Source organism: Pseudoalteromonas sp. SM9913 (genome assembly GCF_000184065.1).
Taxonomy (GTDB): Bacteria; Pseudomonadota; Gammaproteobacteria; order Enterobacterales; family Alteromonadaceae; genus Pseudoalteromonas; species Pseudoalteromonas tetraodonis.
Genome location: NC_014803.1, coordinates 1,502,406 through 1,515,641, shown reverse-complemented (window position 1 = coordinate 1,515,641; position 13,236 = coordinate 1,502,406). Strand labels below are relative to the sequence as shown.

Below are 13,236 nucleotides of genomic sequence, written 5' to 3'. Positions count from 1 at the left end.
GACAAACGTTCATCATTTGTAACGAATAAACAACCCGCTTCGGCGGGTTGTTTTATTTTCCATTCATAATAACTGTTCCCCCCGTTACTTAGTAATCAATCTCAATACTTACTAGCCCTGCCCGGCATTTACCTTTAGAATATGGGCTTGCAAATTTTTTCAATTATTTATACATATTAAGGCGAAACGCAGATGGGAAGAGCTTACCAAAACAAAAAAGATTCAATGGCTAAAACTGCGGGTGCTAAAACTAAAGTTTATTCAAAATACGGTAAAGAAATTTATATTTGTGCAAAAAACGGCGGTGTTGATCCAGACGGTAACCTAGCACTGCGTCGTTTAATTGAACGCGCTAAAAAAGACCAAGTACCGGCTCACGTAATTGAACGCGCCATTGATAAAGCCAAAGGCGGCGGCGGTGAAGACTATGCAGCTACGCGCTACGAAGGTTACGGCCCAGGTAATTGCATGATTATTGTTGACTGTTTAACCGACAACAACAAACGTACCTTTGCTGATGTACGTGTGTGTTTTACTAAAGCAAACGCTAAAATTGGCGCACAAAACTCGGTATCACACTTATTTGATCACCTTGCTATTTTTGTATTTGACGGTGACGACGATGAAACCGTACTTGAAGCGCTAATGATGGCTGACGTTGATGTAACCGATGTAGAAGTAGAAAATGGTAAAGTGACGGTATTTGCTCCACACACTGAATACAACAATACGCGTACCGCACTTGAAGAAATGGGTGTGACAGAATTTGACGAAGACTTAATTGCCTTTGTACCCCAAGTAGAAGCCCCTATTGAAGGCGAAGATGTAGAAGTGATGGAACGCTTTTTAGCCATGCTTGAAGATTGTGACGACGTACAAAACGTGTACCACAACGCACAATTTTAAACGTTAAAGCTTAATCGTGTTTAAAGGCCAACTTAGTTGGCCTTTTTATTGATTTTAAAATGGATTATTAATTTTGAATACCCTTTCACAACTTCGCAGCGGCCAATTACTTGGTGCAAAACACCTACAATTAGTTGAAGCGCTAAGCCACTTTCCAGAGGAAATTTTTACCCTCGCGGATACCCTTGAAGTCTTGGATTTATCTAATAACAATTTATCTGATTTACCTGATGAATTTGCCTGCCTAACAAAATTAAAACGACTGTTTTTATCGTTTAATCAGTTTAAACATATACCTAAAATACTCGCTAAGTGCCCTGCTCTGACAATGGTTGCATTTAAAGGTAATCACATCACTGAATTTGCAGATCACTGCCTACCTAAAACGATTGAATGGCTTATTCTTACAGATAATAAAATAGCTAAGCTGCCTGCAACATTTGGCCAATACACTGCGCTTAAAAAGCTGGCATTGGCAGGTAATCAGCTCAGTGAGCTACCAATAAGCATGGCAAACTGCCATAACCTAGAACTAGTTAGGCTCTCTGCAAATCAGTTAACTCAAATTGATGATTGGCTATTTGAACTACCAAAACTGACTTGGCTTGCATTTGCAGGTAATTGCTTTAATAAATCACAGTGCCTTACCCAATCAAATTTAGCCAATAAACCACTGGCAGATTACTCGCTCAGTAAAGTAATAGGCCAAGGCGCATCAGGGATTATCCATCTTGCTTATTCAACGAATAAAGAGCCGGTTGCTGTTAAGTTATTTAAAGGGACTATTACAAGCGATGGTTACCCGCTGGATGAAGTTAATTGTTGCTTGCAAGCGCTTGAGCATCCAAACTTAATTAAAGTACTGGCTTACATTGAACAACAGCAACAGCTTGGTTTAGTGATGGAGTTAATTGATACAAGCTATACAAATCTAGGCTTACCGCCCAGCCTTGATACCTGTACTAGAGATACATTTGAAAGCGATTGCCACTACTCTACCCACGCAATTTATGCCATAGCGCAGCAAATGGTTAGCACTGTGGCCCACTTGCACCAGCACAATATAAGCCATGGTGATATATATGCGCACAATACCATGGTTGACCCGCACGCGCGTGTGCTGTTTGGGGATTTTGGCGCGGCCACTGATCTTACTATGCTCAGTGACTATCAACGTCAACAAATGCAGTTAATAGAAGTGCGTGCTTTAGGGTGTTTAATCGAGGATTTACTCACAACCTGCCAAGAGCAAAACGCTGAAGTCATGCACTTAAAACATATTGCGCAGCAATGCATGAGCGAAAATATCACACAGCGGCCAACACTTAGCGCATTAGCTGACTTTTTATAGTGGTTATGCGGCCATTAATATTATGGCCACAAGCTAAAATTGAACACTATTTTTGTTTTTTAAACGGGTAAATTTGTTGCTTTAGCATACCTACAGGCATGTAATCACCCACAACCCCATATTCTTTAGGCCACTCTGCTTGCCCTTTTACTGCAGAGCCAAACAAGTAATCTAAAAACGAAAAATGGGCTGCATAATTTCTATCAATTGCGGCTTTATCGGATGCGTGATGCCAATGATGAAACTGCGGTGTAACTATAAAATACTTTAACCACCCAAATTTTACATTTACGTTGGCGTGATTAAATACCGCTTGAAAGCCTACAATAATCACGTACAAACTAATAATTTGCTGTGAAAAACCCAGCACAAATATAGGCGTTAACACTAAACTACGGGTAACCAGTATTTCTAAAATATGCTGACGAGAGCCTGCTAACCAGTCCATTTCTTTGGCACTGTGGTGCACACCATGAAATCGCCATAAAAAGGGGACTTCGTGATACGCACGATGTGTCCAATACTGCATTAAATCAGCCACCAAAATAATTAAAAATAGCTGCAGTATAAACGGCATTTGCGCTATGTAACCTTGTAATGTGCTCGACACCGCCCAACCAAAACCATAATGAACAAAATGATTAGTAACCAGTAATACAAAGCCCACTATTAGATGATTGACAAAGAAATGGTTTAAATCCCCGCGCCATTCACTACGCAGTATTTTTTGCTCTTTTCGATGCGGAAGCAGTTTTTCAATTAAAATAAAAATTAAGGTTGAGCCTAATAAGTCTAATATAAACCAGTCTAAGCCAATATATGGGGTGTTATCGGCAAAGTCATTCACTTCAACATTCGGGCCGCCAAAGCCAATTGCTAGTACAATAAAAAACCACGCAGTCGCCCCCAAGCGCTTATTGGTATTTCGTACAAAATTAAGTAAACCCAGGCTTCCTGAAATAATAAGGGCAACAAACATAAGTTGACGTAAAAACTCGACGCTATAACTTTTACGCAATTCTGGAGTCGTTAAATATTCAGGGAAGTGGAATGCAAGCACTCCCAAGCAACTTAATATCGCCAAAAAGCAAGCAATGTAACCGCTGATATTACCCTCACCAATTTGCAGGTGACTGGTGCGAAATATTTTTTTAGTGACGTGTTTTAGCATTATTTTCCTTAATATAATATGCAGTCCCTATTCTAGTGCGCATATTCTAGCAAATTTTGGGCTAACTAAAACACAAAAAAAGCCACGCAATGCGTGGCTTGGCTGGATAAAGCTAAATTAACTACACGGAAAATTTATAAATAGGCACCCAGCGCTTTAACTTGATCTAACATGCGGTTTGAGAAACCCCATTCGTTGTCGTACCACGCCATTACTTTAACTAATTTACCATCAGCACGCGTTTGCGTTGCATCAAAAATAGATGAAGCTGGGTTATGGTTAAAGTCGATAGAAACAAGCGGCAGCTCGTTGTACTCTAAAATACCTTTCATTGGCCCTTCTGAGGCTGCTTTAACCACTTGGTTAATTTCTTCAATGCTTGTGTCACGTTTAGCAATAAACGTTAAATCAACTAACGACACATTAATTGTAGGTACACGTACCGCCATGCCATCTAGTTTACCGGCAAGTTCAGGCAGTACTAAACCAACCGCTTTTGCAGCGCCCGTTTTAGTTGGGATCATAGATTGAGTCGCACTACGCGCGCGGTATAAATCTGGGTGGTATACGTCAGATAAGTTCTGATCGTTGGTATAAGCATGAATAGTAGTCATGCTACCTTGTTCAATCCCTACCGTATCGTTTATTGCTTTGGCTACTGGCGCTAAACAGTTAGTTGTACACGACGCGTTTGAGATGATATTGCTATCGGCATTAATTACATCGCTATTTACACCGTGCACTACGGTAGCATCCATATCTGTACCAGGTGCCGATACCACTACTTTTTTAGCACCGGCTTCAATATGCTTATTAGCCGCTTCGCGTGACGTAAATAACCCTGTACATTCAAGTACTATGTCAACGTTTAACGCTTTCCACGGTAAATTAGCAGGATCGCGTTCTTGCGTTAAGGTGATCACATCATCGCCAATTAACATGGTGTTGTCTTTAAGCGTTACTTGCTGTGAAAAACGACCATGTACTGAGTCAAACTGAGTCAGATGAGCATTTACATTGGCTGGGGCTAAATCGTTAATAGCCACAATTTTAATTTCATTATTTTGCGCTGATTCATACAGTGCACGTAATACATTACGACCAATTCGGCCGTAGCCATTAATTGCTACATTAATCATTTTTGACTCCTATTAACTTCACATGCTTGGCGAGCAAGCGTTTCAATAGCTTGCCAGTCTTTATTTTCAATAAGTTGCTTATCTAACATCCAGGTACCACCTACACAAATAACATTGTTAAGTGCTAAGTAATCAGGTGCGGTTGCTAAACTAATGCCACCGGTTGGACAAAAAGTAATATCAGGTAATGGGCCGCCAATAGATTTAAGCATGGCAGCACCGCCTGCAGCTTCTGCAGGAAAAAACTTTAAGAACTTAAAACCATGAGCAGCTAAGTTCATCACTTCGCTTGGGGTCGCTGCACCGGGTAAAAATGGGATAGTAGACTCTTTTGCCAGCGCTAATAACTCATCGCTAACACCTGGGCTTACCATAAAGTCAGCACCCGCCTCTACTGATGCGTTAAAGCTTGCTTTATCAACCACAGTACCTGTACCAACATAAGCTTCGGGCACTTCTGCTTTCATTAGTTTTACAGCCTCAGCTGCAATGGGTGTACGCAGTGTAATTTCAAGTGCTTTTAGGCCACCGTTATATAACGCTCTTGCAAGTGGTGCTGCATCTTCTAATTTTTCGATTACCACCACTGGCACTACCGGTGCCGATGCTAAGATTTTTTCAATACTCATTACTTGTTCCTCATTACCCAATATGGCTAATTATTATTCAAGTCCAAAAGCACTTGCACCTAAATCGGCACTGCTTACTATGTTTCTAAATCCAGTAAATAATTCACGACCTGTACCAAACGTTTGGCTTGCTTGGCTAATTTGCGGCTCTCGTTTAGCAAGCTCTTCATCGCTAACATGCAGTTTTAAAATACCATTTGGCGCATCTAGAGTAACAATATCGCCTTCATGAATTTTAGCAATAATCCCACCTTCAACCGCTTCAGGTGCTAAATGGATTGCCGCTGGTACTTTGCCTGATGCGCCCGACATACGACCGTCGGTAACAATAGCCACTTTATAGCCCTGATCTTGTAATGTTGCCATTACCGGTGTGAGCTTATGAAGCTCAGGCATGCCTTTGGCTTTTGGCCCTTGCTCTTTAAGTACAGCAATAAAATCTTGGTTAAGTTCGCCACGGCTGTAGGCATCTTGTAACTCACCTTGTGAGCTAAATACTTTAGCCGGTGCCGACACCACTTGATGAGACTCTGCAACCGCAGAGACTTTAATAACCGCTTTACCTAAGTTACCCGTTAGTAGCTGTAAACCACCTTGCTTACTAAATGGGTTACTTACTGGGCGAAGTACTTCTTCATCATGTGAGTTTTCTGGACACGCTACCCACTTAACTTTGCTTGGGCCGTTCGCATCACTCATAATTAGGTTATCGTCTTTATCGAGTAGTGGCTCACACATGTAAGGTGCAAGGCCTTCGCCTAAAATAGTGGTTACGTCTGTATGAAGGTAACCAGCACCTGCTAATTCACGCATTAAGAAGCCCATTCCACCGGCTGCTTGAAAGTGATTAACATCTGCAGAGCCATTAGGGTAAATACGCGTCAGTAATGGAACAACCGCTGATAAATCGGACATGTCTTTCCATGTAACTTGAATACCGGCCGCTTTAGCAATCGCCACAATATGGATTGCATGATTGGTTGAGCCACCTGTTGATAACAAGCCAACTAAGCCGTTAATAATGGTTTTTTCGCTGATCACATCCGCTAAACACGGGCCATCTTTGTTTTCAGTAAGCTGCTTAAGCATGGTTTCAACCGCATTACCGGTTAAGCCATCACGCAGTTCTGTGTATGGGTTTATAAACGAGCTACCTGGTAAGTGTAAGCCCATTATTTCCATCAGCATTTGATTTGAGTTAGCGGTACCATAAAACGTACAGGTACCCGCACTGTGGTAAGAAGCGCTTTCAGCTTCTAGTAGCTCTTCACGAGATACCAGTCCTTGTGCAAACTTTTGACGAACACGTGCTTTGTCTTTGTTTGGAATACCTGATTGCATAGGCCCTGCTGGTAAAAAATACACAGGTAAGTGACCAAATGATAAAGCACCAATTAATAGGCCTGGGACGATTTTGTCACATACGCCTAAACAAAACACACCATCAAACACGTCATGCGATAACGAAACCGCAGTAGACATAGCAATAACGTCACGAGAAAAAAGCGATAGCTCCATGCCATCACGCCCTTGCGTAACACCATCACACATCGCAGGTACACCGCCAGCAACTTGCGCGGTGGCGTCAAATTTAGTGGCAATGCTTTTAATTAAATCGGGGTATTCTTTGTAAGGCACATGTGCAGATAACATGTCGTTATATGAATTGATAATTGCAAGGTTTGGCACCTCGTCTGCTTTTAAACGCGCTTTGTCATCGCTGCTACACGCAGCCATTACATGAGCAATATTGCCACAGCCTAATCCAGCACGAACTCTTGTTTGTTTTTTTGCGTGCGAAATACGATCTAAATAGGCTTGACGGGTTTGTTTACTGCGCTCAATAACGCGTTCTGTGACTTCTTGAATTCGAGGGTGCAACATAATTTTACTCATCTCTATTCGTTAGAGGATAAAGGCTCAGTAACAATTATAGACTCCACGAAAATAACTGTACTGAGCATCTTTGACTTACCCGTTCAAAGGTACGCTACCAGGGAGCCTCTCACAACAACCCTGACACCGGTGTCAGGGTATTAACGCATGACATTGACACCGGTGTCAACCCTGAGTCATAAAAATAGCCAATTTTTTTAACATGTACAATAAATAAACGTGAATTTTTAGTGAAATACCAGCAAGCAAATAATGAAAATTAAAAGTACAGACAAAAAAAAGCCCGAGTAAGCGTCACTCATACTCGGGCTACTGTGAAAAAAGGGTTTTATTTTACGGCTGCAGTTGACTCTCGCGTGATTAATTTAGCTTCTAAAATCACTTTATATGGCGACTCTTGCGGCTCAATAATATGGGTGATCAATTGCGTAACGGCTTGTTTTGTCATTTCTTCTACAGGTTGCGCTATGGTGGTCAGCCCAGGCCAAATGTGGCGCGCTATTGGTGCATTATCAAACCCAGCGATAGAAATATCATCAGGTACACGTAAGTTACGCTGCGTAGCTAATTTGAGCACTGCCGCTGCCATGTAGTCGTTTGATGCAAATACAGCAGTAGGACGTGGCGATAAATCTAAAATACTACGCGCACTGTCTACTCCTGAATGGTAACTAAAGTTACCCTCTTCAACTAAGCGTTCGTTAAATTCAATGCCATGAGTTGTTAATGCGCGCCTGTAACCTTTAAAACGCTGCTCAGTGGCACTGTGATCTGGGTGACCTTTAATAAACGCTATGGAGGTATGTCCAAGATTTATTAAATGCTCGGTAATTTCAAACGCCCCCTGCTCGTCATTACTGGTCACAGAAATAGAATCATCATCTAAAATTGCAGAAGCGACTCGAGCATAAGGGATTTTTTTCGACTTTAAAAAATCTACCAACTCGCCAAAATCACAAAATGGCGGGGTTAATACTAAACCGTCAAGGCGTGATGACTGCAATAACTGCTCAATATTGTTAATGAGTGCATCGCCCCTGAGCTCACAAGGATGAATAAGCAAGTTATAGTTGTTCTCTTGGCAGGCAGCCAGTGCGCCTGTTTGCACACGGGTGATATAACTTTTACTAGGGTTATCGTAAATGCAACCAATGATAAAGCTGCGATTTTGTGCAAGGCCGCGTGCAATTGGGTTTGGGGTGTAATCTAGCTCTTTAAATACGGCTAACACTTTTTCGCGTGTAGCTGCACTGACATTAGGCTCATTATTGAGTACTCGCGATACGGTTTTTTTAGAAACACCTGCATGACTGGCAACGCTGTTTATAGTGACTTTTTTCATCTATTTATTTCCAAACCTATGCAAAGCGATTAATCCTGTTGGCTCGTATGCAAACACGCGGCAGCTCCAATTAATGGGATGTTGTCTTGTGTTACTAACGTCACCGGAATTTGACCTGTGTACTGCGACATAATACCTTTTTGCGAAAAGCGCTCAATAAAACGACTTTCAAGTAAACGAGCTTGCATGCGTGGTAAAATTCCACCGCCAATATAAAGGCCGCCTAAAGCGCCGTAGGCCAATGCTAAATCGCCCGCAACACTGCCAATCCAGTCACAAAATTGATTAAGCGTTGCATCACACACTTCACATTCACCGCTATTGGCTAAGCTGCTAATTTGTGCGGCATCTAAATTTTTTGCCGCCACCCCTTTAACCGCAGCCATGGCTTTATACAAATGAGCAATGCCAGGGCCCGAAAATACCGTTTCTACCGATACATGAGGGTGATCTTTTTTGAGTTCTTGAATAAGTTGACCGTCGAGTTGATTAACGGCTGCTAACGAAATATGCCCGCCTTCTGAACTCATCACCGCGCACGAATGTGCCGTTCTCACTAAGCACGCTGCACCAAAACCAGTGCCTGGGCCCATTACACCTATATTGGCAGACTCATCCGCTTGACCAGGTTTAACAGTGACATTTTGTGAAGGGTCTAAATACGGTGCTGCGTAGGCAAAAGCAGCAAAGTCATTTATAACGCTTAATTGAGCAAGGTCAAAGTGGTGTTTAAAATCATTAACGCTAAAGTGCCAACCTAAATTAGTTAAATGAACTTGCCCTGCATTTATAGGGCCTGCTACTGCAAGGCATGCGCGTTTAGGGGTTATATGAGACACTGTTGATAAGTAGTACTCGGTAGCACTTTCGAGCGATCCATAGTTAGCACTGGGAAACGTATGATTATGCTCAATGGTAAATTGATTACTTGATTCGTCGAAGCCAGTGATCAACGCAAAACGAGCATTTGTGCCGCCAATATCGGCAACCAGAATAGGATCAAAGTGTGTGCTAGAGTGTAAACCCATAGTGTTATCTCTTTTGTTTAAGTAATGAGTACTTATTATTTTAATGGGGTATCATTGATACTTATTTACTTTGAGCTATCACCTCAAAGCAGCTATCACTGTAAAAAAATGCTACCTTTAATAATAAAGGTAGCTAATACGTTTTGACAACAAAATGATAAAACGCCCTTATTGTGACACCGGTGTCATGAAAAAATCAATAAAAAAATGCCTTTATTGACAAATAAGCTTGAAAAAAATCACTAATAAACGAGAATATCCCCTTATTGTCCTCTTAAGTAAGTAATCGTGATGAAAGGTAAAGCCACCTCGTTTGATATAGCCCATTATGCTGGGGTGTCTCAATCTACAGTTTCCCGTGCTTTACGAAATAGTCCACTGGTAAATGACGAAACTCGAAGACGTGTTCACGATATTGCTAAAAAACTTAATTACAAAGTAGACAAAAACGCCAGTAACCTTCGCACTCAACAAAGCAGTACCCTAGCATTGCTGTTGTTTGAAGACCCGACCTCAGATGAATCACAAATCAATCCGTTTTTTTTAGCCATGCTGGGCAGTATTACCCGTGCCTGCGCAAAAGAAGGTTATGATCTACTTGTTTCATTTCAATCAGCCAGCGCTGATTGGCAAGCAGACTACGAAGACAGCCATCGAGCAGATGGAATAATCTTATTAGGCTATGGCGACTACATTGATTTTCAACCAAAATTTAATACCTTGCTTGAACAAAACACTAAATTTGTTTGCTGGGGAGCAAGCGTTGATAACCGCCCTGATTTAACCATAAGTTGCGATAATTATGGCGGTGGTAAACTTGCCGCTGAGCATTTACTGGCGCATAACCGAACTGATTGTGCATTTATTGGCGATGCCTCTGATCACAGCCCTGAGTTTTTTGCCCGTTTTAATGGCTTTAAAGACGAACTACAGCAAAACGGTGTCACCTTAAATGATCGTAAAATTGCCAATGCAATTTCTACCGAAGAATCTGGCTACCATGCTACTCGCTCTTTAATTGCTAATAACATTACTTTTAATGCACTTTTTGCTGCCAGCGATCTGATTGCTATAGGCGCAATACGGGCATTAAAAGAAGCCAATATTAACGTGCCAAAAGATGTAGCCGTAATAGGCTTTGATAATATTTCTATTGCCAGTTACATTAATCCGCCGCTGACAACCATAGAGCAAAACACCACTATAGCGGGGCAAATGTTAGTTGAAAACTTACTCAAATTAATTCGTGGTGAGCAAGTACAAAGCACCCTACTGCCCCCGCGTTTAATTGCGCGTGGCTCAAGTTAATACATTCAATAAAACCGCTTTTAAGAAGCAACAAAATTAAAGGCAACAGCGCTCTTTTACCTTAAATTAATTCAGGCTTTATTGCATTTTTACGGTCATTTGTCCTTTTTGCTTTCAATACTAAAGCCGGCGCTCTCGTTACATTAACAGGCTATTCACACCTCGCTATCACATTAGTTTTTTTAATCTGAAAGCAGCTGTTTTTAATGTAATTTTTCACTCGTCAATGCACTATTTTATCTCTACAATCGCACTTTTATTTTTGCTCTTAAAAGTTTAAGTGACTATTTCATGCTACTCACTATTGTTTACATCATCGGAATTACAGCAGAAGCCATGACCGGTGCACTCAGCGCTGGGCGCAGAAACATGGATTGGTTTGGGGTTATGCTAGTAGCCAGTGCCACAGCCATTGGGGGTGGCAGCGTACGCGATATTTTACTTGGCAATTACCCGTTAACGTGGGTTAAACACCCAGAATATTTACTGATCACATGCGTGGCGGGTATTGTAACCACTTGGTTGGCCAAATGGGTGGTTAAATTTAAAGGCATATTCATGCGTCTAGATGCCTTAGGGCTTGCAGCGTTTAGTATAATTGGCTGCCAAGTTGGGCTAAATATGGGTTTGCACTATGGAATTTGTGTTGTCGCAGCTATAGTAACAGGTGTATTTGGTGGACTGTTGCGTGATTTAATTTGTCGACAAGCGCCATTAGTACTTCATCATGAACTTTACGCAAGCGTAGCGCTTATTGTTGCTTGTTTATACTTAGCACTGCACCACTACAACATTGATGACAATATCAGCGTAGTTGCAAGTTTAGTAGTAGGCTATTTAATTCGTATGGCGTCGGTACGCTTTAAATGGCGCTTACCGACATTTAACTTATTAGAACCCGCTAACTTAAATAATGAGTAATAACAGCAGCGGTTAATGCCCATCTGCCCTAGCACTTTTAAATAGCCCGAATACTTTTCGGGCTAACAAACTAACCACAAAAAGAACTCCCACAGCAAAACACAGTATGCTCAAGGGCATAAACAAGCTTTCATGTAGAACACCATTATGATCAACATATTGATACACACTGTTTTCTATCAGCATAAAACCTGTGCCAAGCAATAAAAAGCAAACACTCAATGTGGCTGTTTTGTTTGTATAAAAGCGCATAATCTATCCATAACTATTTTATTAAATTGTCGGGATAGCAGTTTGAATGAGCGAATATTAATCTACAGTGACTGAGCAACATTGATTTTTAAAATAAAAGTCACAGTTATTAAACTAAGCTTTTAGACATATAATAAAATCTGTCGTCTTCTTTATCTATGCTGAAACCTGAACGTGTGTAAAGCTTGTGCGCAGGGCTTATTTTAAAAACCCGAAGCCTAAGTTGCATAGCACCTCGGAGCACTGCTAAACGAGCACACTCATTAATTGCTGCTGCACCAATACCCATATTTTGAAACGCAGCATCTACTTGTAAGTCACGTATATAGCAACCCTTATCATCGAAAGCCAAGCGCATTACACCCACTACATCGCCATTTACCACAATATCCCAATTTTCAAGGTTTACTATTTGTTCATATATTTTATGTTGCTGCCAATCAACGCCATACTGCTCATAATATTCACGCATGTTGGTGTAGGTTAACAATGCCGATGCCATCAAATCGGCTGTGGGCTGATAACACATATTCATTATCGTCATTCCTTTGTTTAGCGACCTTTATAAAGGATGCTGCGGCTGATGGTTTTTAAAATACTTATTTACTAATAATGACTGCAACAAGCTAGTACTACTGGATGTAGCCCAGTACAAACCAATTGCAGAAGGAAAATTAACGAGAGTAACCACACAAATAATTGCGGGAATTAGGAACAATAAGGTGCTGGTTTGTTCTGCGCTACCTGGCATCATCATCATAGATAAATATGTAATAGCCCCCACTAATAACGAAATCGCAATATCAGGCTTTGCAATACTGGTAATCCAAGCAAATTTACTATTCAATACAATTTGTTGCAGAGCTTGAAAAGTTCCAAGGCCAAATACCCCTTGGCTTGCCATATTAATCACACTTTTTTTATCAATAAACTTAATGTTGTGCTTTTTATACAGCGCCATAGTTAATTTTGCGATTTCACTGGGCTGGTCTTTATAGTTGCTCTTTATGCTATCTAGCTCAGGTTTTAGTGCGGCAATTGCTTTTTTATTTCTAACCATGTTAACCATAGCAACAAGGTTAATCGGCATTAAAACTAATCGTCCAATAACGGTAAACAAAATAATTGCAACCGCTTGGCTTACGCCCACTTCTTGAGTAAAAAAGGTGATTAATTGCACAATAAAAGCAGTAAATAAATTCCAAATTTCCATTTTAGTTTTCCTTTTAATATTATGTATTAAAAGTAACCACCATGACATATTATGTCAACAGTTTATTTTTAAACTAAAAT

Annotated in this window: 13 protein-coding genes; 4 read left to right on the top strand and 9 right to left on the bottom strand. The window is 40.9% G+C overall.

Annotated elements, in window-relative coordinates; genetic code table 11:
• Nucleotides 1–192: 192 nt before the first annotated feature.
• Nucleotides 193–906: a YebC/PmpR family DNA-binding transcriptional regulator gene (locus PSM_RS06895; protein WP_013464827.1), complete on the top strand. Its 714-nt coding sequence runs from the start codon at nt 193–195 to the stop codon at nt 904–906.
• 73 nt (nt 907–979) lie between these two features.
• Entirely contained in the window at nt 980–2,257 is a 1,278-nt protein-coding gene (locus PSM_RS06890) for a protein kinase (protein ID WP_013464826.1), read from the top strand.
• A 46-nt stretch (nt 2,258–2,303) separates the two neighbouring features.
• Here the strand turns inward: PSM_RS06890 and PSM_RS06885 are convergent, their stop codons facing one another.
• The 6 genes from PSM_RS06885 to glk form a co-directional block, all read right to left on the bottom strand.
• Complete coding sequence (locus PSM_RS06885) at nt 2,304–3,428, bottom strand: sterol desaturase family protein (protein ID WP_013464825.1); 1,125 nt, start codon at nt 3,426–3,428, stop codon at nt 2,304–2,306.
• 134 nt (nt 3,429–3,562) lie between these two features.
• Nucleotides 3,563–4,567 carry a type I glyceraldehyde-3-phosphate dehydrogenase gene (gene gap / locus PSM_RS06880; protein WP_013464824.1) on the bottom strand — a complete coding sequence of 335 codons (1,005 nt, stop codon included), beginning with the start codon at nt 4,565–4,567 and terminating at the stop codon, nt 3,563–3,565.
• Nucleotides 4,564–5,196 carry a bifunctional 4-hydroxy-2-oxoglutarate aldolase/2-dehydro-3-deoxy-phosphogluconate aldolase gene (gene eda / locus PSM_RS06875; protein ID WP_013464823.1) on the bottom strand — a complete coding sequence of 211 codons (633 nt, stop codon included), beginning with the start codon at nt 5,194–5,196 and terminating at the stop codon, nt 4,564–4,566. The genes gap and eda overlap by 4 nt, the downstream gene beginning before the upstream one ends.
• A gap of 33 nt (nt 5,197–5,229) precedes the next feature.
• Entirely contained in the window at nt 5,230–7,080 is a 1,851-nt protein-coding gene (edd, locus tag PSM_RS06870; protein WP_013464822.1) for a phosphogluconate dehydratase, read from the bottom strand.
• Between the two features lie 340 nt (nt 7,081–7,420).
• Nucleotides 7,421–8,434, bottom strand: coding sequence for a LacI family DNA-binding transcriptional regulator (locus PSM_RS06865; protein WP_008110549.1), 1,014 nt, complete (start codon nt 8,432–8,434; stop codon nt 7,421–7,423).
• A 29-nt stretch (nt 8,435–8,463) separates the two neighbouring features.
• Nucleotides 8,464–9,462: a glucokinase gene (gene glk / locus PSM_RS06860; protein WP_013464821.1), complete on the bottom strand. Its 999-nt coding sequence runs from the start codon at nt 9,460–9,462 to the stop codon at nt 8,464–8,466.
• A gap of 291 nt (nt 9,463–9,753) precedes the next feature.
• On the opposite strand from glk, the gene PSM_RS06855 reads away from it, so the two are divergent.
• The gene (locus PSM_RS06855; RefSeq protein ID WP_013464820.1) at nt 9,754–10,770 is read left to right on the top strand and encodes a LacI family DNA-binding transcriptional regulator; all 1,017 of its coding nucleotides are present in this window, start codon (nt 9,754–9,756) and stop codon (nt 10,768–10,770) included.
• A 291-nt stretch (nt 10,771–11,061) separates the two neighbouring features.
• Nucleotides 11,062–11,691: a trimeric intracellular cation channel family protein gene (locus PSM_RS06850; protein WP_013464819.1), complete on the top strand. Its 630-nt coding sequence runs from the start codon at nt 11,062–11,064 to the stop codon at nt 11,689–11,691.
• Between the two features lie 12 nt (nt 11,692–11,703).
• Here the strand turns inward: PSM_RS06850 and PSM_RS06845 are convergent, their stop codons facing one another.
• From PSM_RS06845 to PSM_RS06835, 3 genes are all read right to left on the bottom strand, one after another.
• Nucleotides 11,704–11,943, bottom strand: a complete 240-nt coding sequence (locus PSM_RS06845; RefSeq protein WP_013464818.1) for a DUF3955 domain-containing protein — start codon at nt 11,941–11,943, stop codon at nt 11,704–11,706.
• A gap of 109 nt (nt 11,944–12,052) precedes the next feature.
• Nucleotides 12,053–12,478 (bottom strand): GNAT family N-acetyltransferase, encoded by a 426-nt coding sequence (locus tag PSM_RS06840; RefSeq protein WP_013464817.1) that lies wholly within the window; start codon nt 12,476–12,478, stop codon nt 12,053–12,055.
• Between the two features lie 27 nt (nt 12,479–12,505).
• Nucleotides 12,506–13,156, bottom strand: a complete 651-nt coding sequence (locus PSM_RS06835) for a YidC/Oxa1 family membrane protein insertase (RefSeq protein ID WP_013464816.1) — start codon at nt 13,154–13,156, stop codon at nt 12,506–12,508.
• Nucleotides 13,157–13,236 lie beyond the last annotated feature (80 nt).